Origin of the sequence: Rhizobium mesoamericanum STM3625 (assembly GCF_000312665.1) — a bacterium.
In the GTDB taxonomy this organism is placed as follows: domain Bacteria; phylum Pseudomonadota; class Alphaproteobacteria; order Rhizobiales; family Rhizobiaceae; genus Rhizobium; species Rhizobium mesoamericanum.
The window spans coordinates 2,452,987-2,474,142 of sequence record NZ_HF536772.1 but is presented as its reverse complement, the minus strand read 5'-3'; the positions used below and the strand labels follow the sequence as shown (position 1 = coordinate 2,474,142).

Sequence of the window (21,156 nt, the reverse complement as noted above, 5' to 3'; positions counted from 1 at the left end):
TTCGACGTCTTCATCATCGCAACTTTGCTTGCGATCTTCTGTTGCGGGCTTTTCGATGGCGAAACGAGCTGACTTCCACTCGCGATCGTCTCTCAGGTTGTTGTCAGTTTTTCGCAGGTAGTGTCGTTTCCCTGGAGCATCGGGCTAGATATGGCGATTAAACCACTTCTCCTGGGCACTTGTTTTATCTGCGTGCTGCTCGCGATCATACTCCTGATCCCCGCCGTAAGCGGCGGTGCGCCGAATGTCGCAACAAACCGGCGTCTCACCGATGCCATTCCTGCAGCGCACAAACTGGCCGCCAAGCCGTCCATACGCATTGCGGTCGTTTGGGATATCCCTAACGCTCGGACTCACTTCGGTATATTCGCCGTGAGGACTTTTTAGGCACGAACAAACGGCGAAACATATCTTTAAGCGCAAATATCAGTGGTCAAGCGCCACCTGTAGCTTTGCAGCGTCGACCTCGGAGCCTCCCCCAGCCCCTCCAAGGTCGGCAACCCGGCCGGGGCCACAAGAAGGCCGCGGCCGGGGCCGTCGTTTGGCTGCGGAAAGATATTGCCGCTCTGTTTCTCGTCCTGTCGATGCTGCTAAAGTTTGGGGAGAGGTGAGGGTCGAACTGGGAGAGGGCCAGCCATCGTGGCAGCCCTCTCCAGTATTGCTGGACTGAGAATGTTCCCCCGCCCTGCCTACCGTGGCAGATGGAGCTAATCAGGAAGTGGTCCGATACCTTTTAAAACCCCATCTTCTTGGTAGGCCAGCGAGGGAAACATAACCCTGTCATAAAGACCGGCCTAGACGGACCTAGGTCCTAGTCCAATTGGAGTAGGCGGGATTGCAAAGTCATGCGGTATTGCAGCGGTAATATCTGCATTCTTTAAGCAGAATTCCGGGACATGGCGGCCAGCACGAAACTCGCTGGCGGCAACCGAACCCGCCCTGAGGCTGGATCAGCACAGCTTGATCGGTCCGAAGGTAGGATAAATCCCGCCCCAAAATCGACAGCCAAATCAATGAGTTGTTGAAGTGAACCGGGGTTGGAGGCCTCGCCCGGAATTGAACCGGGGTACAAGGATTTGCAGTCCTCTGCGTCACCACTCCGCCACGAGGCCTCACGCGGTCGAATAATCAAACCGTGGCAGCCGTTTAGAACCATCCTAGAGAAATCGCAAGGGGGTTCATTCTGAATAATGTCCTTTTCCCGTTCTGAATAACCGTGCCGGATCGTTCTTCCACAGACTTGACGCTAGGACTTCGGGACGACGAGATATTGTGGCGGAGGTTGATGGTCGGTCGGGGCCAAATCCGGAATTGTTGTACTCTCGACGAACAGTCACCAGGCGGTGAGTGTGCTCCCGCTCCATCTCCTCATTGTGTTCTACGTCGGGACCATGGGTGGCGCAGGCTCAAGGAAGGTCATGCACGCGCCTCCCGAAATTTTTCACCTGTCGCGTATTGAAACGAAAAAACCGAGAAAATAAATCTTCGGCCGGCGCTGGACTTCAGTGCCACCCTTGTTGATCACCAACGTTTTCAGTGAGGTAGCGATGAACGCGAACTTTAATCGTCCCGTCTATTTGAAGGAGCGGGAAGGCCTGATTCGGGAGATATACTCTCTGGCGGACGCCATCGATTTTCTCGAAGACTGGCCGGAGAACGACCGAGACCTCGTGCATGAGGCAACCCTCAAGACCTGCTACATGGCCCACGACGGGCATAAGCCGCTTGAGGTGGCACGCGATGCAGTTCGAGCTTTTGGGAATAAGAAAGGTATCTTGATGAAGCCGCCTGCGGTTCAGCCGTGGATGATCAGGACACCCACCGGCGGTGGCCGCGTAGCGCCATAAGATAGCAGGGGACGATCGGAGGCCGTAAAAACGGCCTCCCTTGCGATAGCACTCGAGCAATGAAGGACGATCGTTTGGTTGAAGAGGGCGTGGTTTGTCATGGCGCCACCTCGTTGAACTTCGTTGCCTCGTTACTCTGAGCGGAAATCGACCGCTTGATGCCATGGTTCCGCGGGAGGCGCGCATGAGCGAAAGAGAATGCCTCATCGACTTAGCCCGTTGGATGGAAAAGCTGCAGCGCGAAATCGTATCGCCCGGGAGGTCGGTTGATGTTTCCTTCTTCAGCGGCTGCTCTTGGGGATCTCTTCATCGAACCTGATCTTTTCGCGTGCCGGGTCGTCGTTCAGGATTTCCTCCTCGGCATCGTCCGGCAGGGCTTCATCCGGCTCCATATTGGCCTCGTCGCGGCTGGGAACTGCGGACACCATCCCCTCACCCGGCAGATCGTCGCCCAGCGGGTATTCATCGGTCCGGTCTGGCAACGGAATTGGCTCGAGATCCATTTCCGGCGGGCTAGGCTTCCAAGTCGGCGACGGCATCGGCTCGGTATCTCGCTTGTCCTTTGGATCAGTCATTGTCTGGCTCCTTGTCTGTCGAGAAGCGAACCTGCTGCCATTGATAAGGTTCCATCGGGGAGGCTTACCGTTGCTGAGCCTTGAGGAGTGGATCGGTCGGCCCTGACGACGCCGCGATCCCGCCAAGCGTTCGTCGTCGCGTCTTTGAAAAATCGAGTGCAAGGGGTTAGCATTTCCGACCGGCATGCCCCGGTTTTTATGATCAACCATCAGTATGGCGAGTAGCATTGCTGCCGCGGGCCATAATACGGCTGATAGGTGTTGTCATATGCACGATAGGAGCGATAGCGACTGTAACACCAATCGACGTGCGAATTGCCGACCGGATACCCCTGTGGCTGTGCAATGAGGCCGCCAACGATTGCGCCTGCGGCAAGACCACCAATCAGCGCCCCGGCATCGTTGTAGTGATGTCGATAATAGCCATCGTGGTAATGGCCATAGTAGCCATTGTTGTAATGGTTGTAATGTCGATAGTAGTCGTTCCCGTGGTAGTCGCCGCCATAATGGCTATGGCGATAGCCACCGCAGCGGTAGATATTACACCGATCGTAGCCGCCGTAATTGCGACTATTCATCACGCCGGAGTCTCCGAACCCGCCACGGCTTTGAGCCGAATGCTCGTCGCCGGAATTTTCAGCTAAAGACGGTCCGATGCCAGACAGGGCCAACGCAATTGCGAACGACAGTACCGCAACCTTCTTCATTCCAGCACCTTCTCATTTCCTAAATATTCCGCCTGGGAACACTACCAGAATTAACGTTTGAAAGGGTTCCGAGTTCCCCTGCGGCAATTGCAACGCCCGACGAAAAGAGTGGGATCGGTGCAAATGTGACACTTTTATTGCAAGCCTCACTAATTTATGACGGGCTCCTAAAAATTCTCAAATGGATGGATGGAATGCTCAGCTGGTTTCGAAAACTTCTACCCCGGGAAGACCGGTTCTTTGACCTCTTTGCCCAGCATTCCCGAACAATCGTCGACGCGGCGGAAGCACTCAACGACCTGCTTGCAGGAAAAGATGCCGAGCGTCATTGCGATCGGATTATCGCGCTTGAAAACGATGCCGACAATATCACCCGCGAGGTGCTGCTTGCGGTTCGTCGCAGCTTCATCACGCCTTTCGACCGCGTCGATATCAAGGATCTGATCCAATCGATGGATGACGCGATTGACATGATGCACAAGACGGTCAAGACGATCCGCCTCTTCGAGCAGACCCAATTCGATCCGCGCATGCAGGAAATGGGCGCGGCAATCGTGCAGGCCGCTCATCTCATCGCCGAAGCGATCCCCCTCCTCGACCGCATCAGCGCCAACGCCCCTCGGTTGATGGCGATTGCCGAGGAAGTCACCCGCGTTGAAGGACGCTCCGATGAATTGCACGACAATGGCCTAAAGGACCTCTTCCTCCACCATGGCGCGTCAGATCCAATGGCCTATATCATCGGCAGCGAAATTTACGGCGAACTCGAGAAAGTCGTAGATCGCTTCGAGGACGTTGCCAACGAAATCAGCGGCATCGTGATTGAGAACGTTTGATGGATGCCGCCCTCGCCTTCCCGCTGCTGATTGCCCTGATCGCCATCGCACTGTTCTTCGACTTTCTTAATGGCCTACACGATACGGCAAACTCGATCGCAACGATCGTTTCGACGCGCGTGCTCCGGCCGCAATACGCGGTCGTCTGGGCAGCCTTCTTCAATTTCATCGCGTTCCTCTTCTTCGGTCTGCACGTAGCGGAGACCCTGGGAACAGGTATCATTGATCCCAACATCGTCACACCGCTGGTGATCTTCGCCGCACTGATGGGGGCGATCATCTGGAATATCGTCACTTGGGTCTTTGGCATCCCGTCCAGTTCCTCGCATGCGTTGGTGGGCGGGCTCGTGGGGGCCGGGCTTGCAAAAGTCGGCATCAGTTCAATCGTGTGGGGCGGGTTGCTGAAAACGGCAGGCGCGATCGTCATGTCGCCGCTGATCGGCTTTCTGCTGGCGCTCTTCCTGGTGCTGAGCGTCTCCTGGATCTTCGTCCGGCAGACACCCTTCGCCGTCGATCGGACATTTCGCGTCCTGCAATTCGTTTCCGCCTCCCTCTATTCGCTGGGCCATGGCGGCAATGACGCGCAGAAGACGATGGGGATCATTGCCGTGCTTCTGTATTCGCAGGGCTATCTCGGAGGAAGCTTCCACGTGCCCCTTTGGGTCGTGCTTTCCTGCCAGACGGCCATGGCGCTAGGGACACTCTTCGGCGGCTGGCGAATCGTCCATACAATGGGTTCTAAGATCACCCGCCTAAACCCCATGCAGGGATTCTGCGCGGAAACGGGCGGAGCGCTGACGCTCTTTGCTGCCACATGGCTTGGTATTCCCGTTTCCACGACACATACGATTACCGGCGCCATTATCGGCGTTGGCGCGGCGCGTCGCGTTTCGGCCGTCCGCTGGGGATTGGCAGGCAACATAGTCGTTGCCTGGGTGATCACGCTTCCGGCCGCAGCGCTTATCTCGGCGCTCTTCTATTGGATCGCAGGGCTGTTCAACTGATCAAGGGGCGGGTTTTCGCCGCTTCTCCCACCAGACTACGATACGTCGCCGTGTCCGACGGATGATATGCAAGTCGTGGGACAGCACGACAAATCCCAATGGGATCATCCAGAAGCCAAGGACCGGAAGGAATCCCAAAACACCACCTAGGATCAACAGAACGCCGATTGTCATTCTTGCAAGCCGCGATCGCGGAAGCGGAATGCTTATGGATCCAAGAACGAGGTGGCCGCTGGTGTGGTCGATGCCAAATCGCTTGGCGCGGGGTTTTCCAGTGGTATCATGTCCTTCAATCATCCACAGGAGATGGGGTTATACAAAGCGAATACAAGCGGATGTCATTTTTTTGAAAAAACCGCTTGGCAAATCGGGCAAGCATTTGTATTAGGCCACTCACACCGCGGCGAGCGGTGATCCCTGGTAGCTCAGCGGTAGAGCATTCGACTGTTAATCGACAGGTCGCCGGTTCGAATCCGGCCCGGGGAGCCAGTTTAAGATAAGCGCCTGCTTTTGTTGATATTCCAAAAGCGGGCGTTTTCTTTTCCGATAATCTCCCCTCCCTTGAAATTGACGTCGCGCGGTTGGCGCTGTGTATGCATAACTTACGCTGGTGCTGTGTGCTAGCGCTGCCCGATGAGCCACTCGAGCAAGTGCCAGGAACTTTCCTGGCTCTCGTCGGTTGGACCTGCGCAACAGTAATCGACAGGAATTGTTGCACGCTGGCCCCTTCTTCGGGTGCCAGCAAAAAGGGGCCCGGTGCTCTCAGCGCCGGGCCCCTTTTTTGATTAGTAAACGAAAAGGCTCGCCACTCGGAACAAGAGACGAGCCTTTCAGTAATGTCGATGCTGCCTGTCACGATAACCTATCCGTGACAGGCATAGAGTGGAACAATAAAGTTAAGACACTCCTAAAATATCTAGCCGACGCGTTGTTTGTGTACGCGCAGGTAGCGACCTCCCACGCCCTCTGGTCTACCAGGTGACCTTGATCGCTCTCGCGCGACGCGTCGTGCGGGAAAGACCTCGCCCGTCAGTAATTGCACGAGCGGCCGTCGCTCGGTCTGAAACCATCGTCGCAGGCTCGATTCATCGAATCTCCGGGTACATATCCTGACGCGGAGCCGTATGATGTCGGTATGTTCGAGCAGGCCGAAACGATCGCAGCAAGACTGATCAGCGCTCCGGCTGCTACAAATACCCGATATCTGCTCATCCATTTCTCCTTGCCAGGCGCCGTTTGTCACTGCAGGCCGCAATGTATCACGTCATCTGGCAGATGCGAGGGTATCACCGATAGATGATGACCTATCTTTGCGCAGCCGGTCTTTTGGCCAACAGACGCGGCTTTGCGCCTGCCATAAGGCGGGTGGGCGAGCCCATACATCCCATCATTCGTCGACCTTCCTGCGAAAATCGGCCGCAATGTGAAATTGTCACTGGTTAGAGACTTTGGTTTCGGGTTAGACTATGTGCTTGCCGAATGGCGCGAGCGCTTTTGGCCGGCCTGGAACGCGTTACCCAGTAGGCCTTGCGCGTTACCCAGTAGGCCTTGATGAGCGTTTCAAGCGGCTCTAGGAATTCTATTTATTCCATTGCGAAGCGGCTTCCGCGCTAAAAACATAGACGCCCGCACGGTCGTCTATGCGCGGAGTTGACGAGAGCGGATGGCGGCCAATTCGACAGATGACCTCCTGTCTGGCCGCCATCCGCCTCGTCCTTGCTTGGACGATTGATATTATTCCGCGGGATGCGGCATCACGGGAGGCGCGTGCTTGTCAAGCGGCCGCGCCCGCCAGCCGCTCGAGCGATTGATCAGCCGGAAATAGAGACCATACGGGAGGAGATTGACAAGTTTCATCATGTAGGTGACGCGCTTCGGAAAGGTAATCTCGAAGCTGCGGGACTTGAGGCCCGTCGAAATCTGCTCGGCTGCCTCCTCGACCGAGACCAGCGGCGGCAAGGGAAATTCGTTGTTTTTCGTTGCAGGCGTATCGGAAAAGCCCGTGGTGATGAGCTGAATGCGGATGCCCATCTTGTCGAGATCGAATTTCAGGCTTTCCGCCATGTTGATCAAGGCGGCTTTCGTGGCGCCGTAGGCTGCACTGGACGGCAGCCCACTATAGCCTGCAACGGATGAGACGATGGCGATCTGCCCCTGCCCCTTCGCCTTCATGTGCCGTATGGTCGGGACAAGGCAATTTACAACACCCTGCAGATTGACCGCGAAACTCTGCTGAAAATCAGCGAGCTTCAACTCCTGCGCATGGACGGGCAGACAGACGCCGGCGTTGAAGACCGCAAGGGCGAGTGCACCATGTCCATATTCGATGGAAGCCAGTACGTGCTCCATGTCTTCAGCGTCGGTGACATCGCCATCGAGCACAATGATGCTACCGGACAGGTCCGACGCCTCGGCTTGCAATTCAGCAAGCTCTTCATGGTCGCGAGCGGTGACGGCAACCTTATATCCTTCGTCGGCGAGTTTCAGTGCCATCGCGCGTCCAATTCCGGAACTCGCGCCGGAAATCCAAGCAATTCCATGTTCCGGATGAGCGACGAAATCTTGCATGGCACATATCCTCCGGGCAGTTCTCCGAACATCAAAACTGGTCCGGGAGTTCCTCGCCATCTCCCGGTTTCAACGCGATATCACGCCATTGTGGCTGCTTTCAGCCGATCAGGTCGCCGATGATTTGGCGGACGGAGCCTGTCAGCTTGATTGGCGCGTCGAGCACCGAAAACGCAATGCAGGGGCGGCCTTTCTCTGCGATGGGCCGATGGTCGACGCTCTCGTCGGCAACCGAGATATCGCCCCGTCCGAAACGGCCGCGACTGTCGTTGAATGCGCCATCCAGAACAAGGGTGAGTTCCATGCCCTTATGAGTGTGCGCGGGCAGCGCGCGCCCCGCCTTGATCCACATCAAGCTGACTTCGCAACCATCGATGTTGGTTGAGTATTGCTTGAAGCCCGGAAGCTTCGTTTTCCAGGGTAACGTGTCCAGGTCATAACCGACCAAATCGCGAATCGCTTTCGGGAGGAAACCTTTTCCCATCCGCAGATCCGTTGCTGTGCGGTTTTCGGCAGGCGGAGCGGAGGAGAAAACAGCCGCAAGCCGTCTGGTGCGGTCATCGATTGCAGCCTCAGGTATCTGCTCGAGAGCCTCGCCGGCGAGAGATTCGAGATCACTGACCAGCAAGCGATGATCCGGCTTTATTTCGAGATGCGATTCCACCAGCACCCGCGCCGGCTGAGGAAGAGATCCGGCGACGTAGTGCGCCATCAGGACATCGACCGTATCGACATGCTCACGAACCATGACGGTTTTCGGCTGTTTCCGTTTTAGAGATTGCTTTGTTGTCATCCGTACGTTGAAAGTCAATCTCCAGATCACAAGGATCACAACGGCTCCGGTTCAAGGGCGCCGGGAACACGATGAAGTGTAATTTTATCGTTGCGCTCAAAGGGATGGAATAGCATTTCTTGCCAACCTAGCCTTGTGAAGGGAAAAGACCGTTCCTAAACTAAGCGTTCAAAAGAGGCAGAGTCCATGACCGTCCACCCGTCCGTTCTAGAGGCAATCGGCAACACCCCCCTGATCAAGCTCAAGGGCGCATCGGAGGCGACCGGCTGCACTATTCTCGGCAAAGCGGAGTTTCTCAATCCAGGCCAGTCGGTCAAGGATCGCGCGGCGCTCTACATCATTCGCGATGCGGAGAAGAAGGGCTTGCTGAGGCCGGGCGGCGTCATTGTCGAGGGAACCGCTGGCAATACCGGCATCGGCTTGACCGTCGTTGCAAAGGCACTTGGCTACCGAACCGTCATCGTCATCCCGGAAACCCAGAGCCAGGAAAAGAAGGATGCCCTGAAGTTGCTCGGCGCCGAGCTCGTCGAGGTGCCCGCCGTTCCCTACAAGAACCCGAACAATTATGTGAAGGTGTCCGGACGGCTCGCCGAGCAGTTGGCGAAGACAGACCCTAACGGCGCCATCTGGGCAAACCAGTTCGACAACGTCGCCAACCGGCAGGCCCACATCGAAACGACCGCCCGCGAAATCTGGAACGATACCGAAGGCAAAGTGGACGGCTTCATTTGTTCGGTCGGATCGGGCGGGACACTTGCCGGCGTGGCAGCCGGCCTCAAGGCATTTAGCAAGGACGTCAAGATCGGCATAGCGGACCCCGACGGCGCCGCGCTCTACGAATTCTACAAGAATGGTGAACTCAAGTCGGCCGGCTCTTCAATCACCGAAGGTATAGGTCAAGGGCGGATTACGGCCAACCTGGAAGGCTTCACGCCCGATTTTGCCTATAGCATTTCGGATGCGGAAGCCCTGCCCTACCTCTTCGATCTCGTCGAGCACGAAGGTCTGTGCCTGGGTGGATCGACGGCGATCAACATCGCCGGCGCGGTGCGCCTCGCGAGGGAACTCGGCCCCGGCCATACCATCGTGACGATCCTTTGCGACTACGGCAACCGATATCAATCGAAGCTCTTCAATCCTGACTTCCTGGCCTCCAAGGGCCTACCCATTCCCGCGTGGCTCGCCAAGAAGCAAGACATACAGATCCCATACGAACCAGCAGCGTGAGACACCATGCCCGTCAATGCCCTCTATCGTGATGATTTCTATCTTTCGACATGCGAGGCGGTCGTAACCGCCATTCACGAAGACGGGGGCATCGAACTGGATCAGACCTGCTTCTATGCGACATCAGGCGGGCAGCCGGGCGATACCGGCTTTCTCGAGCGCTCCGACGGCAGCAAGATCACGCTCGGACAAACGAAGCATGGAGCAACCAAGGACATCGTCGTGCATGTGCCGCTCGAGGGCCAGGAGCAGCCGGCCGTCGGTGAAAAGCTGGTGCTGCACGTTGATTGGCCACGCCGTTACAAGCTGATGCGAATGCACACCGCCTGTCACTTGCTCTCCGTCGTCTGCTCCTATCCGATCACCGGTGCGGCTGTCGGCGAAGATGAGAGCCGTGTCGACTTCGACATGACCGAGACGATAAGCAAGGATGATGTCACCGAACAACTCATGGATCTGGTACGGCAAAACCACCCGGTTTACCTGCAGTGGATCACCGATGAAGAACTGGCGGCCAATCCCGGCATCGTCAAATCCAAGAATGTTCGCCCGCCGATTGGGTTAGGCCGGGTCAGCTTAGTCTGCATCGGCGAGAACTCGGCGATTGACAGCCAGCCCTGTGGCGGCACACATGTGTCCGAAACGCAGGAAGTCGGTCAGATTCACATTGCCAAGATCGAAAAGAAGGGCAAGGAGAACCGTCGCTTCCGAATTCGCTTCGGCGCTCCGGGCGACGAAGCCTAAAGCCCAGGGAGAGCAGAATGAGCGAAGAGAAGAGCCGTTTCGTTGTTTCGGCCGATTGGCTACAGGCGGAATTGGGCAAGCCGGATTTGCGCATCCTTGACGCGTCCTTCTATCTGCCTGCGCAGCAGCGCGATGCCGACGCGGAATACGCCGCCGGCCATATTCCAGGCGCCATTCGCTTCGATCAGGACAAAATAGCCGATCACTCCGTACCGCTGCCGCACACCATTCCCTCGCCCGAGCTTTTCGCAGCGGAGGTTGGCAGGCTCGGCATCGAAGAAAACGATCGTATTGTTGTCTATGACGGCATCGGAATGTTCGCATCACCGCGGGTCTGGTGGCTGTTTCGCGTCATGGGCGCGCGGCATGTGTACGTACTCGACGGAGGCCTGGACGGGTGGAAGTCGGAGGGGCGTCCGCTTGAGACAAGTGCACCTCATTACGAACCGAAGGTGTTCAAGCCAAGCTATGACGCCTCCAGAGTCGTCACTCTCGACACAATGCGGGACATTGTTGCGAGCGGCGCGCTACAGATCGCCGACGCCAGAAGTGCGGGCCGATTTGCAGCGCTCGAGCCTGAGCCGCGGGCCGGCATGCGCTCCGGCCACATGCCCGGTGCACGCAGCCTGCCATCGGGCCTCTTCGCCACTCAGGGTCGCTTCAAGTCGCTGCCGGAACTGAAGCAGACGATCGAGGACGCGGGCATAGATCTTTCCAAGCCCGTCGTTACATCTTGCGGTTCCGGCATCACCGCCGCAATCATTACCCTGGCGCTGGAGTCGCTCGGCCACACCGACAACAAGCTCTACGACGGCTCCTGGAGCGAATGGGGTGGTCGCGAAGACACGCCCGTCGTTACAGGCCCGCCAGAACCGGTCAAAGCCTGACGCGATGGTGAAGGCACCCTCTTCGTTAAAAGCCCATATCACCCGCCTCGAAATGACGGCACCGCCGAAGGCAAGCCTGCCGGTGCCGATCAACATCCAGACGGCGATCATGCGAGCACCCGATATTCCGCTCCCCTTCTACCGTTATCTCTACCGGCAAGTCGGGGCCCGGTGGCAGTGGGTGGATCGCTTGCGGATGGGTGACGAGGATCTTGCCAAGACGCTTCACGACAAGCGCAACAATATCAGCGTCCTTTACGTCAACGGCGCGCCCGCCGGCTTTTACGAATACTTCGTCGAGGATGAAGACACGATCGAACTCAGCCACTTCGGGCTCTTCGAACGTGCGCTAGGCCTGGGGATCGGAAAGTGGTTCCTGCTGCAGTCGCTCTACGCGATCTGGACGCTCAACCCCAAGCGGGTGACGACGACGACCAACAATCTCGATCACCCGCGCGCCTTGCAACTCTACCAGATGTTCGGCTTTTCACCGGTCTCCACCGGTTCGGGCATCGTCCGGCCTCTCAGCGACAAGGAACTTCTGGAGCTGTGCAAGAAGGACTGGTGATCCGGTCAGTTGGGCCCTCATCGAGGGCTTCGGCAGGAATCGGGTGGTTTCCATCTCGATAAAGGCGCATCTCATGGCAATCAGCAAGGAGATCCGCCATGACAGACATCCGCTTTTGCGCCATGCCCACCGCCGATGCCGAGAACCTCTGGAACGGCGGCAGGGACGCCTACGGCTTCTTGCCCGAGACAATGGTCTCCGACGGTCCAGGCCATCCCTGCCGTCATTGCCTGAAGAACATCGATGCAGGCCAGGAACTGCTGGTTTTTGCATACCGGCCGTTCCCCGAGCTTCAGCCTTATGCTGAGACCGGACCTATCTTCCTCCACAAGCAACCATGCGAGCGCTATGCAGCGGAAGAGGTTCTGCCGCCGGTTCTAACTAGTCCAGACTTCATCGTGCGTGGCTACAATACGGAAAACCGCATTGTCTACGGCACGGGCGCTGTGACACTGACACCCGATATCCGCTCCTATGCCACCCAGCTCCTGGATCGGCCGGACATCGCCTATGTGCACGTGCGCTCGGCACGCAACAACTGCTATCAGTGCCGTATCGATAGATGACAGCAAAAAGAGCCGGTCGCAGTAGATGCGACCGGCCCTGCCTCACGTAACGCGATGGGATTTACGCTACGTTCAGTACGCTTTCCGGCGCGTAGGCCTCATAGCCCAGAGCTTCGGCCACGGGCTTGTTGGTGACGCGGCCCTTGTGGATGTTCAGACCGTTCCTGAGGTGACGATCCTCCGCGATGGCTCGCAGCCCACGGTCGGCAAGCGCCAAGCCATAAACCAGCGTCGCATTGTTCAGGGCATGTGCCGAAGTGACCGGCACAGCGCCCGGCATGTTGGCGACGCAATAATGCACCACGTCATCGACAACGTAGGTCGGCTCGGAATGGGTCGTTGCATGCGAGGTCTCGAAGCAACCGCCTTGGTCGATGGCGACATCAACGATCACGGAACCACGCTTCATGCCCGACAGCATTTCTCGGGTGACAAGCTTCGGTGCGGCGGCTCCCGGAATAAGCACAGCGCCAATGACGAGGTCGGCCGTAAATACTTCTTCTTCCAATGCCTGAATGCTGGAATAGCGGGTGTGGACTCGACCGCCAAAGATGTCGTCGAGCTGACGCAGGCGCGGAAGAGACTTATCGAGGATACTGACGTCGGCACCAAGGCCTGCGGCCATCCTGGCTGCATGCAAGCCGACGACGCCGCCGCCGATGACCGCAACCTTGGCCGGCAGCACGCCGGGCACGCCGCCGAGCAGGATGCCAAGGCCGCCATTGGCCTTCTGCAGCGCGGTCGCACCCGCCTGGATCGACAGGCGACCGGCGACCTCGGACATCGGCGCCAGGAGCGGCAGGCCGCCGCGATCATCCGTCACGGTCTCATAGGCAACAGCGGTGACGCCTGATGCAAGCAGACCTTTGGTTTGTTCCGGATCGGGGGCGAGGTGGAGATAGGTATAGAGAATCTGGCCATCACGAAGCTGCGCCCACTCGGAGGGTTGCGGCTCCTTGACTTTCACGATCATGTCGCACTTTTCGAAGATTTCCTTGGCCGAGGCGGCAATCTTTGCGCCAGCGGCCGCGTAGGCGGCATCATCGGCACCAATGCCAGCGCCTGCCTTGGTTTCAACCCAGACCTCGTGGCCATGGGCGACATATTCACGAACGGATGCAGGCGTCAGGCCGACACGATATTCATGGTTCTTGATTTCCTTCGGGCAACCGACACGCATTGGGCGTTCCTCTCTTTTGTCCGCTTGGCGGAGTGTTTTAACGAGGAAATCCAACCACCACGGCCGCGAAATGTCCTTGCAAAGAAGGTTTGCGCCGACGCTGGTTTTCGAAGATTATTGCAAATTCACGAAAATAATCGAAGGTCCTTCGAATGTCCGAACTAGACGCCATCGATCATGCGATTCTCAAGGCGCTTCAATCCAACGCCCGCATCACCAATGCCGATCTTGCCGCCAAGGTCGGCTTATCGCCATCGGCCTGCTCTCGCCGCCTTGATATTTTGGAAAAGAGCGATGTTATCAGCGGTTATCACGCGCACGTCTCTCACAAGTCACTCGACTACAAGATGATCGCGGTGGTGCATATCTCCCTATCGGGTCAGTTTGCAAAGACGCTTTCGGAATTCGAGGCCGCCGTTAAGCGCTGTCCGAACGTTCTTGTCTGCTATCTGATGTCAGGCGAATACGACTACATTCTCCGGGTTGCCGCCCGCGATCTCGAGGACTACGAGCGCATCCATCGCGACTGGCTCTCGGCGCTTCCGCATGTCGTTAAGATCAATTCCAGCTTTGCCCTGCGGGAAGTCATCGACAGACCAAATGTCGGGCTTTGACTGAAGAGCCAAAAATCAGCAGACAGTTCTTGCATCGGCGTGGCGGCTTCGTTACCCCTTGCCTGTTCCCCCCGCAGCAAGACGCGCGCATGAAATCCAAGTCCCAAGGCTATATCTTCGTTCTGCTTGCGATCACCATCTTCTCGCTGCAGGACGGCATCTCGAAGCATCTGGCATCCGCCTACCCGCCCGTCTTTGTCACCATGATTCGCTACTGGGCCTTCGCAGCCTTCACCATTGCGCTTGCCAGCAGGATACGAGGTGGTTTGAAGCAGACGGCCAAAACAAGGAGGCCCCTGTTGCAGGTGATCCGGGGCGTTTTGCTGGCCGCCCAGGTTGTCGTCGTTATCAACTGTTTTGCGCTGATCGGCCTTGCCCACTCGCAGGCAATCTTCTCGGCGACCCCAATTTTGATCGCGCTTCTCTCGATGCCGATTCTTGGAGAGCGGGTCGGCTGGCGTCGCTGGACAGCTATTGGTGCGGGTCTCATCGGCGTGCTGCTTATCCTGAAGCCGGAAGGCGAATTCTTTGACGTCAGGCTCCTGCTTGCCGTCTTTTCCTGCTTCCTCTTCGCCTTTTACGTCATCGCCACGCGCCTCGTCAGCAGGGACGATTCGGCCACGACGAGCTTCTTCTATACGGGCGTCGTGGGCGGCATCACCATGTCGCTGATCGGCCCCTTCTATTGGACTTGGATGGCGGGCTGGGATTGGGGATGGATGGCGCTTGTCTGTCTAACCAGCATATCGAGCCACTATTTTCTCATTCGCGCCTACGACATGTTGGATGCAGCGGCAGTTCAACCGCTGACATATCTACAGCTCGTCTATGCATCGATCATCGGCGTATTTATCTACGGTGAGAAGCTGAGCCTGAACATGATCGTCGGCTCCGCAATCGTCGTCGCGGCGGGGATTTTCACCGTATGGCGGGAACAGGTCGTTGCACGCAGGTTGCGTCCGCAACAGGAGCCTCGGCAATTTTAGATCGAGCTATTAAAGCATTCTCAACGTTCGCCCCATAGAATTTATCTGTATGTTTCTGGTGGAGCGTAACATGCAACGCAATCTGAATATCATTACCCGCAAGGCTGAACGTCGGTCCTGCCGCATATTCGGTAAAGTCCGCTATCTCACCAAGGAAGTGGATGCTCGCATCCTTGACATGTCGGTTACCGGCATGGCGGTTGAAATCCGGGCGCCGATTCATGCCGCGTCCGGCAGCCGTGTACAGATTCTTGCTGACGATCTCGGCACGCTACAGGGCATCATCCGTTGGAGCCACAATGGCCGTCTGGGAATTCAGTTCGATCCGAACTCCAATGCCCGTGCGCAAGTGGCGTCATACTTCCGGTTCTTCCATAAGGAAATAAAGCCAGTCCTGACGCGGTAATCGCCCTGTCATTTTCAGGGTTTACTCCTTCGCAAATCACCATAATCTCGCCTGTGGGCCGGGGGATGCGTGATTTTCGAAGGAGTTTTCATGTCTGCCATTTTCGATCTGCGGCCGATGACCCGCCGCTCTCTGCTTGGGGGCATTGCTGCCACATCTGCACTCGTCCTGCTTCATCCCTTCAGTGCACGCGCAGCCGCCAACCAGGCACATCTGCGGCTGATGGAAACGACGGACATTCACGTCAACGTCTTTCCCTACGACTACTACGCCGACAAGCCGAACGATACGATGGGCCTGGCACGCACCGCGACGATCATCGACAATATCAGAGCGGAAGCCGCCAACTCGCTGCTGGTTGACAACGGCGACGTGCTGCAAGGTAATCCGATGGGCGATTACATGGCCTATCAGCATGGCATGAAGGACGGCGATGTGCATCCCGTCATCAAGGCAATGAACACGCTCGGCTATACGGTCGGCACGCTCGGCAACCATGAATTCAATTATGGCCTCGATTTCATGTTCAAGGTGCTGAACGGGGCGAACTTCCCGTTCGTCTGCGCGAACCTGACAAAGGGCCAACTTGCGTCCGACCCGGCGAAGGACGAGCTGTTTTTCAAGCCTTACATCATCGTCGAAAAGACCATCAAGGATGGTGCCGGTAACGAAGGCCCCGTCAAGATCGGCTTCATCGGCTTCGTCCCGCCGCAGATCATGCTTTGGGACATCAAGAACCTCGAAGGCAAGGCCGAGACGCGTGACATCGTCGAGGCCGCCAAAGCCTGGGTGCCTGTCATGAAACAGGAAGGCGCAGATATCGTGATCGCGCTGTCCCATTCCGGCATCGATGGCGCGGCCCCATCCGAGAAGATGGAGAATGCATCCCTGCATCTCGCCACAGTCGAGGGGATCGACGCGATCTTCACCGGGCACCAGCATCTTGTCTTCCCCGGCCCCAAATCCTGGGACGGCATTCAGAACGCCGATCCGGTGAAAGGCACATTACACGGCAAACCCGCGGTGATGGCAGGCTTCTGGGGCTCCCATCTTGGCCTGATCGACCTCCTGCTGGAGAAGGACGGCAAAGGCTGGAAGATTGTAGACTTCACCTGCGAAGCCCGACCGATCTACCACCGCGATGACAAGAAGAAGGTCGTTGCCGACGTCGCGGACAAAAAGGACGTTATCGAGGCTGCAAGGGCCGAGCACGAGGCAACGCTCTCCTATGTGCGTACCCCGGTCGGCAAGACCTCGGCCCCGCTCTACTCCTATTTCGCGCTTGTTGCCGACGACCCCTCCGTTCAGATCGTTAGCCAGGCACAGACCTGGTACATCAAGCAGATGTTGGCCGACACAGAATACAAGGACCTACCGGTGCTTTCCGCGGCGGCGCCGTTCAAGGCCGGCGGCCGGGGCGGCGCGGACTACTATACGGACGTGCCCGCCGGCGACATAGCGATCAAGAACGTCGCTGACCTCTACCTCTATCCCAACACCGTCCAGGCCGTCGCCATTACTGGCGAGCAGGTAAAGAACTGGCTGGAAATGTCAGCCGCCATGTTCAACGAAGTGAAACCGGGATCGAAGGACGCGGACCTGCTAAACAACGCCTTCCCATCATACAACTTCGATGTGATCGATGGCGTCACCTATCAAATCGACCTATCGCAGCCACGCAGGTTCGACGATGACGGCAAGTTGGTCAATGCCGATTCAAACCGCATCCAAAACCTGCAGTTTGACGGCAAGCCCATTGATCTCACGCAAAAATTCGTCGTCGTCACCAACAATTACCGTGCGGGCGGTGGTGGCAAATTTCCGGAAATCGCTGCCGACAAGGTCATCTTCCAGGCGCCCGATACGAATCGCGACGTCATTGTCCGCTTTGTCCATGAAGAAGGCACGATCAATCCCTCCGCCGACGGGAACTGGACATTCAAACCACTGCCGGGAACAACAGCCGTCTTCCAGAGTGGTCCGAAGGCCAAGCAATTCCTCGCGGACGTTAAAAACGTCAAGATCGAGGATGCCGGCGAAGGCACCGACGGCTTCTCGAAGTTCAGGCTGATACTCTAGATGTGAGCCTTCGGGCGGTTGTCTGTTTAGAGCGGAAATGGAGGGCGCGAGAATCCGCGTCCTCTTACTCGGCGGCAATCGGCAAATCAGGTGGCGACAGTTCAGCCAATTCAGCCGCGAAATCGGCCTGCTTGGGACATTGCTCGAGCCTCACGCGAAACGCATCGATCATCCAACTCGCTGCCGGACCCGGTGGGCTAGCGGTCCGTCTCATGGCATAGATTGGATATTCTCCCTGCTCGAAGGCCGGCAAGTCGAGGTGGACCAAAGCACCGCTTTGCAGATCGTTGCGAATAAGTGAGGCGGGCAAGCCGCCCCAACCAAGCCCGCCGCGAATGAGGGAATGCTTCGTTGCAACGTCGCTCACCCGCCATGTCTTGTAGGAAAGCACATTAAAGTCACGGCCCTTTGTTAAGCCCGATGCATCCGTGACCACCAACTGCGTCTCCTCACGGACATCCGCGAGGGTCAATGGTCTGCCGAACTTCGCAAGCGGATGATCATGTGCGGCAACGGGCGTCATGAAGGATTGGCCTATTTGTTCTGCAACAAGCGCGTCGTGCTGTTTGAGCAGAGCGCCACCGATGCCTATCGTTGCCTTGCCGCTCAAGACGAGATCCATCACCACACCGAGTTCACCCACCGTCAGATTGAGCGCCACGGACGGAAATTTGTCACGGAACCCGCGCAGCACGTCGACGACCACATGCGATGGCACCATGACGCTTATTGCCACGGAGACCTCGGCCTCCAGCCCTTCCTTCAGCCCTTTCACGCGGGCCCGCATGACTTCGAGGTCCGAGACAAGGCGCCGCGCATCTTCGAGCAAGGCCTTGCCCGCTTCCGTGAGCTTCGGCTGCCTTGCGCCGGAGCGCTCGAAGAGAGACACCTCCAATTGAGCTTCGAGGTTGGCGATCGTGTAGCTGATGACCGATTGAGCACGGTTTAGCGACCGCGAAGCGGCTGAAAAGCTCCCGGTTTCCGCAACGGTGAGGAACACCTGCAACTGGTCCAGTGTGGGGTTCGGAAGCATCTTCCATCCAATCTATCGATGATTTTGATCGACATTATCACAGTTTTTTCGATAGTCAGCCAGCCCTATTTTCTGCCTCGAAACAGCGGCTCGAAGCTCCCTACAAGAGACGCTACCCCCCAATTCGAGAGGAAATTCAATCATGTCGTCCATTCTGCTCCTGACTTCCAGCCCGCGTGCAGAGTCGCTTTCCACCACGATCGCCGCCGATCTCGTTGAAAAGATCAAGGCTCAGCAGCCGGGAAGCACAGTTGTTCGCCGCGACCTCGCCGCCAACCCGCTTCCGCATATCGACGATCTCTTCACCGCCGCTATCCGCACGCCCGCAGACGCCCGCACCGTCGAACAGGCTGAGGCCGTAAAGACGTCCGACGCTCTTGTTGCGGAACTCCTTGCCGCCGATACGATCGTCATCGGCACCGGTCTCATCAACTTCAACATCTACTCGTCGCTGAAGACCTGGATCGACAACGTCGCCCGCGCCGGCCTCACCTTCAAGTATACCGAAAGCGGTCCGGTTGGCCTTGCCACCGGCAAGAAGGTCTACGTCGTGCTTGCCTCCGGGGGTGTCTACTCGCAGGGCCCTGCAGCCGGCATGAACCACGCTGTTCCGTACCTGAAGTCGGTGCTGGGCTTCCTCGGCATCACCGACATCGAAACGATCTACGTCGAAGGCGTCGCCTTTGGTCCGGAAGCTGCCGAGAAGGCAATTGGCGCTGCCAAGGCCCGTGCCGAGGAAATCGCCCTCGCCGCTTAACGGCTCTCTAAACTGATTTGAAACGGCCGGTCCTCACCGGCCGTTTTCATTTGTACTAAGGTCGTTTACGAACGCCTTCACGGTATCGAGTATCTCGCCGGCTAAGGCTTCTTCGTTCGAGATCCGTGCGAGGCCCAGCGCGCCGGTCATGAGGCAGGATGTGATAATCGCCTTGCGGCGCGCTTCCGCTGCGTCCCCAACGTCCATCCGCGCCTGCATTTTGCGTATGTTCGACTTTATTTGATCAGTCGCCAGCGACCGACATTTCTCGCCGCTGCGGGCAATATCGGCCGTGAGCGCCGCGAACGGGCACCCCCCGGCCGTGTCGTCCCGGTGTTCCCTGCTCAGGTATGTCGCCGCGTACTCCTGCAGCGTAATGTCCTCCGGCGCACGCCCTTCCGAGCGAACTTTCGCAGCCCAAGCGCCGAAGGCCGATTGCATCGCCTCTGCCACCAGTTCGTCGCGCGACGCGAAATGCTTATAGAAGCCACCGACCGTCAGGCCCGCCTCCTTCATCAGATCCGCGACGCCGACGCCTTCCAGCCCTTTCTCGCGCAAGCGCTTCGAGGCGATTTCGACGATCCTCTCATGCGTCTTGCGTTTATCCTGCTGTGAGTGGCCCATGAAATTTTTCTCCCGTCATCGATTGACTTATCAAGATTACAATCGTAATCCTTCTAGATGTCGATCATAATCCAGATCGCGATGGTTTCCAAGAGGAAGTGGCATGAAAGAGGCCGCACCGGTTGAGAGAACGGATCACCGAGATGCAGATAATGATCGAGGGACAGTCACACCTCCCGGCTCTCTCGGCCTATCCCATAGGGTTCGGAAAATCTTAACGGCGGCAAGAACCGAAGGGGCGGCCAGGCGATCTGCCCGGCGGATGGTAAGACTTCGCCGATCGGTGCGAATGCCGGTCGAAACGTAACCGAAGCCAAGGGAAAGCCACTTAAATCCAGGTGTTTTGTCCCTTGCTTTCTTTGATGGAGTTATTCAATGCGCCTGCAGAACAAGGTCGCCCTCATCACGGGCGGAAACAGCGGTATCGGTCTTGCCACTGCCAAGGTCTTCCTTGACGAGGGGGCCAAGGTGATCATTACCGGCCGTAATCCCGAGACCCTTGCGGCCGCCGAGAAGGCTTTGGGCAGCAACGTACTCACGCTGAAGCTCGACGTCACCGATGTATCTGCCACGGAACTGGCTTTTGCGGAAGCCTCTGCCAAATTCGGGAAGTTTGACGTGCTTTTCGCAAATGCCGGGATAGGCGGCGCCACTCCGCTCGGCGCGACGTCGCTGGAGCAGTTTAATGCCATCATCAGCACGAACCTTACGGCTGTCTTCTTTACGGTCCAAGCCGCACTGCCGCATCTGAACGACGGCGGCTCCGTTATCCTCAACGGATCGGTGCACGCGGTGCTTGGTGCACCAGGATGGTCGGCCTATGCTGCTACGAAGGGTGCGGTACGTGCCATGACCCGCAACATGGCTTCCGAGCTTGCACCACGCGGCATCCGCGTCAACCAGGTTACGCCGGGCGGCACCAGAACACCGATCTGGCAACCAATGGCGTCGACGGCAGATGCAATGTCCGCGCTTGAGGCCAGGCTGGGCGGTATGAGCCCGCTTGGACGCATGAGCGAAGCGGAAGAGATTGCCAAGGCTGCGCTCTATTTTGCCTCAAATGATTCGAGCAATGTCACAGGGATCGAAATTGTGGTCGATGGCGGTACGACGAGCGCACCTTCAGGCGCCAAGATGTTCCGCCCCGGTTAAACG

The 21,156-nt window shown here is 57.5% G+C and carries 23 protein-coding genes, 2 tRNA genes and 1 pseudogene; 16 read left to right on the top strand and 10 right to left on the bottom strand.

The window, feature by feature from the left end:
* Positions 1-1,038: 1,038 nt before the first annotated feature.
* Positions 1,039-1,112 (bottom strand) — tRNA-Cys (locus tag BN77_RS12200).
* A gap of 435 nt (positions 1,113-1,547) precedes the next feature.
* On the opposite strand from BN77_RS12200, the gene BN77_RS12195 reads away from it, so the two are divergent.
* On the top strand, positions 1,548-1,847 hold the full coding sequence (locus BN77_RS12195; RefSeq protein ID WP_007532168.1) for a DUF982 domain-containing protein: 300 nt from the start codon (positions 1,548-1,550) through the stop codon (positions 1,845-1,847).
* Between the two features lie 281 nt (positions 1,848-2,128).
* On the opposite strand, the gene BN77_RS12190 is transcribed toward BN77_RS12195, so the two are convergent.
* Positions 2,129-2,422: a hypothetical protein gene (locus BN77_RS12190; RefSeq protein ID WP_007532165.1), complete on the bottom strand. Its 294-nt coding sequence runs from the start codon at positions 2,420-2,422 to the stop codon at positions 2,129-2,131.
* Positions 2,423-2,631: 209 nt separating this feature from the next.
* A complete protein-coding gene (locus tag BN77_RS12185) occupies positions 2,632-3,129 on the bottom strand; it encodes a BA14K family protein (protein WP_007532163.1) in 498 nt (165 codons plus the stop codon).
* A 194-nt stretch (positions 3,130-3,323) separates the two neighbouring features.
* On the opposite strand from BN77_RS12185, the gene BN77_RS12180 reads away from it, so the two are divergent.
* Positions 3,324-3,965, top strand: a complete 642-nt coding sequence (locus BN77_RS12180; protein WP_007532161.1) for a DUF47 family protein — start codon at positions 3,324-3,326, stop codon at positions 3,963-3,965.
* Complete coding sequence (locus BN77_RS12175; RefSeq protein ID WP_007532160.1) at positions 3,965-4,969, top strand: inorganic phosphate transporter; 1,005 nt, start codon at positions 3,965-3,967, stop codon at positions 4,967-4,969. The genes BN77_RS12180 and BN77_RS12175 overlap by 1 nt, the downstream gene beginning before the upstream one ends.
* On the opposite strand, the gene BN77_RS34760 is transcribed toward BN77_RS12175, so the two are convergent.
* Entirely contained in the window at positions 4,970-5,266 is a 297-nt protein-coding gene (locus BN77_RS34760; RefSeq protein ID WP_081593543.1) for a hypothetical protein, read from the bottom strand.
* Positions 5,267-5,383: 117 nt separating this feature from the next.
* Here BN77_RS34760 and BN77_RS12170 point away from each other — a divergent pair.
* Positions 5,384-5,458, top strand: a tRNA-Asn gene (locus tag BN77_RS12170).
* 540 nt (positions 5,459-5,998) lie between these two features.
* Here the strand turns inward: BN77_RS12170 and BN77_RS34755 are convergent.
* Positions 5,999-6,181, bottom strand: a complete 183-nt coding sequence (locus BN77_RS34755; protein WP_081593542.1) for a hypothetical protein — start codon at positions 6,179-6,181, stop codon at positions 5,999-6,001.
* A 193-nt stretch (positions 6,182-6,374) separates the two neighbouring features.
* On the opposite strand from BN77_RS34755, the pseudogene BN77_RS34750 reads away from it, so the two are divergent.
* Positions 6,375-6,623: pseudogene (locus BN77_RS34750) on the top strand (SAM-dependent methyltransferase); the annotation flags it as partial.
* 80 nt (positions 6,624-6,703) lie between these two features.
* Here the strand turns inward: BN77_RS34750 and BN77_RS12165 are convergent.
* Positions 6,704-7,537, bottom strand: a complete 834-nt coding sequence (locus BN77_RS12165; protein ID WP_007532151.1) for an SDR family NAD(P)-dependent oxidoreductase — start codon at positions 7,535-7,537, stop codon at positions 6,704-6,706.
* Positions 7,538-7,637: 100 nt separating this feature from the next.
* On the bottom strand, positions 7,638-8,285 hold the full coding sequence (locus tag BN77_RS12160) for a ChrR family anti-sigma-E factor (RefSeq protein WP_007532149.1): 648 nt from the start codon (positions 8,283-8,285) through the stop codon (positions 7,638-7,640).
* A gap of 231 nt (positions 8,286-8,516) precedes the next feature.
* On the opposite strand from BN77_RS12160, the gene BN77_RS12155 reads away from it, so the two are divergent.
* The 5 genes from BN77_RS12155 (at position 8,517) to BN77_RS12135 (ending at position 12,322) form a co-directional block, all read left to right on the top strand.
* Positions 8,517-9,557, top strand: coding sequence for a cysteine synthase A (locus BN77_RS12155; RefSeq protein WP_007532147.1), 1,041 nt, complete (start codon positions 8,517-8,519; stop codon positions 9,555-9,557).
* Positions 9,558-9,563: 6 nt separating this feature from the next.
* Positions 9,564-10,301 carry an alanyl-tRNA editing protein gene (locus BN77_RS12150; protein WP_007532145.1) on the top strand — a complete coding sequence of 246 codons (738 nt, stop codon included), beginning with the start codon at positions 9,564-9,566 and terminating at the stop codon, positions 10,299-10,301.
* Positions 10,302-10,318: 17 nt separating this feature from the next.
* Positions 10,319-11,188: a 3-mercaptopyruvate sulfurtransferase gene (gene sseA, locus BN77_RS12145; protein WP_007532143.1), complete on the top strand. Its 870-nt coding sequence runs from the start codon at positions 10,319-10,321 to the stop codon at positions 11,186-11,188.
* Positions 11,189-11,192: 4 nt separating this feature from the next.
* Entirely contained in the window at positions 11,193-11,756 is a 564-nt protein-coding gene (locus tag BN77_RS12140) for a GNAT family N-acetyltransferase (RefSeq protein WP_007532140.1), read from the top strand.
* A 98-nt stretch (positions 11,757-11,854) separates the two neighbouring features.
* Positions 11,855-12,322, top strand: coding sequence for a DUF1203 domain-containing protein (locus tag BN77_RS12135; protein WP_007532138.1), 468 nt, complete (start codon positions 11,855-11,857; stop codon positions 12,320-12,322).
* A 61-nt stretch (positions 12,323-12,383) separates the two neighbouring features.
* Here the strand turns inward: BN77_RS12135 and ald are convergent, their stop codons facing one another.
* On the bottom strand, positions 12,384-13,502 hold the full coding sequence (gene ald, locus BN77_RS12130; RefSeq protein ID WP_007532135.1) for an alanine dehydrogenase: 1,119 nt from the start codon (positions 13,500-13,502) through the stop codon (positions 12,384-12,386).
* Between the two features lie 152 nt (positions 13,503-13,654).
* On the opposite strand from ald, the gene BN77_RS12125 reads away from it, so the two are divergent.
* From BN77_RS12125 to BN77_RS12110, 4 genes are all read left to right on the top strand, one after another.
* Complete coding sequence (locus BN77_RS12125; RefSeq protein WP_007532132.1) at positions 13,655-14,116, top strand: Lrp/AsnC family transcriptional regulator; 462 nt, start codon at positions 13,655-13,657, stop codon at positions 14,114-14,116.
* A gap of 89 nt (positions 14,117-14,205) precedes the next feature.
* On the top strand, positions 14,206-15,102 hold the full coding sequence (locus BN77_RS12120) for a DMT family transporter (protein ID WP_007532130.1): 897 nt from the start codon (positions 14,206-14,208) through the stop codon (positions 15,100-15,102).
* Positions 15,103-15,172: 70 nt separating this feature from the next.
* A complete protein-coding gene (locus tag BN77_RS12115; RefSeq protein WP_007532128.1) occupies positions 15,173-15,508 on the top strand; it encodes a PilZ domain-containing protein in 336 nt (111 codons plus the stop codon).
* Positions 15,509-15,598: 90 nt separating this feature from the next.
* Positions 15,599-17,587: a bifunctional 2',3'-cyclic-nucleotide 2'-phosphodiesterase/3'-nucleotidase gene (locus tag BN77_RS12110; protein WP_007532126.1), complete on the top strand. Its 1,989-nt coding sequence runs from the start codon at positions 15,599-15,601 to the stop codon at positions 17,585-17,587.
* 64 nt (positions 17,588-17,651) lie between these two features.
* On the opposite strand, the gene BN77_RS12105 is transcribed toward BN77_RS12110, so the two are convergent.
* Positions 17,652-18,620 carry a LysR family transcriptional regulator gene (locus BN77_RS12105; RefSeq protein ID WP_007532124.1) on the bottom strand — a complete coding sequence of 323 codons (969 nt, stop codon included), beginning with the start codon at positions 18,618-18,620 and terminating at the stop codon, positions 17,652-17,654.
* Between the two features lie 142 nt (positions 18,621-18,762).
* On the opposite strand from BN77_RS12105, the gene BN77_RS12100 reads away from it, so the two are divergent.
* The gene (locus BN77_RS12100) at positions 18,763-19,377 is read left to right on the top strand and encodes an FMN-dependent NADH-azoreductase (protein ID WP_007532121.1); all 615 of its coding nucleotides are present in this window, start codon (positions 18,763-18,765) and stop codon (positions 19,375-19,377) included.
* A 33-nt stretch (positions 19,378-19,410) separates the two neighbouring features.
* Here BN77_RS12100 and BN77_RS12095 read toward each other — a convergent pair whose 3' ends face one another.
* Positions 19,411-20,001 carry a TetR/AcrR family transcriptional regulator gene (locus tag BN77_RS12095; protein WP_007532119.1) on the bottom strand — a complete coding sequence of 197 codons (591 nt, stop codon included), beginning with the start codon at positions 19,999-20,001 and terminating at the stop codon, positions 19,411-19,413.
* Between the two features lie 375 nt (positions 20,002-20,376).
* On the opposite strand from BN77_RS12095, the gene BN77_RS12090 reads away from it, so the two are divergent.
* Complete coding sequence (locus tag BN77_RS12090) at positions 20,377-21,153, top strand: SDR family NAD(P)-dependent oxidoreductase (protein WP_007532116.1); 777 nt, start codon at positions 20,377-20,379, stop codon at positions 21,151-21,153.
* The last annotated feature ends 3 nt before the right edge of the window (positions 21,154-21,156 follow it).

Bases quoted from the DNA above. Each gene is read 5' to 3' on its own strand.
- BN77_RS12195 (WP_007532168.1), top strand. From the start codon at position 1,548: ATGAACGCGAACTTTAATCGTCCCGTCTATTTGAAGGAGCGGGAAGGC.
- BN77_RS12190 (WP_007532165.1), bottom strand. From the start codon at position 2,422: ATGACTGATCCAAAGGACAAGCGAGATACCGAGCCGATGCCGTCGCCG.
- BN77_RS12185 (WP_007532163.1), bottom strand. From the start codon at position 3,129: ATGAAGAAGGTTGCGGTACTGTCGTTCGCAATTGCGTTGGCCCTGTCT.
- BN77_RS12180 (WP_007532161.1), top strand. From the start codon at position 3,324: ATGCTCAGCTGGTTTCGAAAACTTCTACCCCGGGAAGACCGGTTCTTT.
- BN77_RS12175 (WP_007532160.1), top strand. From the start codon at position 3,965: ATGGATGCCGCCCTCGCCTTCCCGCTGCTGATTGCCCTGATCGCCATC.
- BN77_RS34760 (WP_081593543.1), bottom strand. From the start codon at position 5,266: ATGATTGAAGGACATGATACCACTGGAAAACCCCGCGCCAAGCGATTT.
- BN77_RS34755 (WP_081593542.1), bottom strand. From the start codon at position 6,181: ATGAGCAGATATCGGGTATTTGTAGCAGCCGGAGCGCTGATCAGTCTT.
- BN77_RS12165 (WP_007532151.1), bottom strand. From the start codon at position 7,537: ATGCAAGATTTCGTCGCTCATCCGGAACATGGAATTGCTTGGATTTCC.
- BN77_RS12160 (WP_007532149.1), bottom strand. From the start codon at position 8,285: ATGGTTCGTGAGCATGTCGATACGGTCGATGTCCTGATGGCGCACTAC.
- BN77_RS12155 (WP_007532147.1), top strand. From the start codon at position 8,517: ATGACCGTCCACCCGTCCGTTCTAGAGGCAATCGGCAACACCCCCCTG.
- BN77_RS12150 (WP_007532145.1), top strand. From the start codon at position 9,564: ATGCCCGTCAATGCCCTCTATCGTGATGATTTCTATCTTTCGACATGC.
- sseA (WP_007532143.1), top strand. From the start codon at position 10,319: ATGAGCGAAGAGAAGAGCCGTTTCGTTGTTTCGGCCGATTGGCTACAG.
- BN77_RS12140 (WP_007532140.1), top strand. From the start codon at position 11,193: ATGGTGAAGGCACCCTCTTCGTTAAAAGCCCATATCACCCGCCTCGAA.
- BN77_RS12135 (WP_007532138.1), top strand. From the start codon at position 11,855: ATGACAGACATCCGCTTTTGCGCCATGCCCACCGCCGATGCCGAGAAC.
- ald (WP_007532135.1), bottom strand. From the start codon at position 13,502: ATGCGTGTCGGTTGCCCGAAGGAAATCAAGAACCATGAATATCGTGTC.
- BN77_RS12125 (WP_007532132.1), top strand. From the start codon at position 13,655: ATGTCCGAACTAGACGCCATCGATCATGCGATTCTCAAGGCGCTTCAA.
- BN77_RS12120 (WP_007532130.1), top strand. From the start codon at position 14,206: ATGAAATCCAAGTCCCAAGGCTATATCTTCGTTCTGCTTGCGATCACC.
- BN77_RS12115 (WP_007532128.1), top strand. From the start codon at position 15,173: ATGCAACGCAATCTGAATATCATTACCCGCAAGGCTGAACGTCGGTCC.
- BN77_RS12110 (WP_007532126.1), top strand. From the start codon at position 15,599: ATGTCTGCCATTTTCGATCTGCGGCCGATGACCCGCCGCTCTCTGCTT.
- BN77_RS12105 (WP_007532124.1), bottom strand. From the start codon at position 18,620: ATGCTTCCGAACCCCACACTGGACCAGTTGCAGGTGTTCCTCACCGTT.
- BN77_RS12100 (WP_007532121.1), top strand. From the start codon at position 18,763: ATGTCGTCCATTCTGCTCCTGACTTCCAGCCCGCGTGCAGAGTCGCTT.
- BN77_RS12095 (WP_007532119.1), bottom strand. From the start codon at position 20,001: ATGGGCCACTCACAGCAGGATAAACGCAAGACGCATGAGAGGATCGTC.
- BN77_RS12090 (WP_007532116.1), top strand. From the start codon at position 20,377: ATGCGCCTGCAGAACAAGGTCGCCCTCATCACGGGCGGAAACAGCGGT.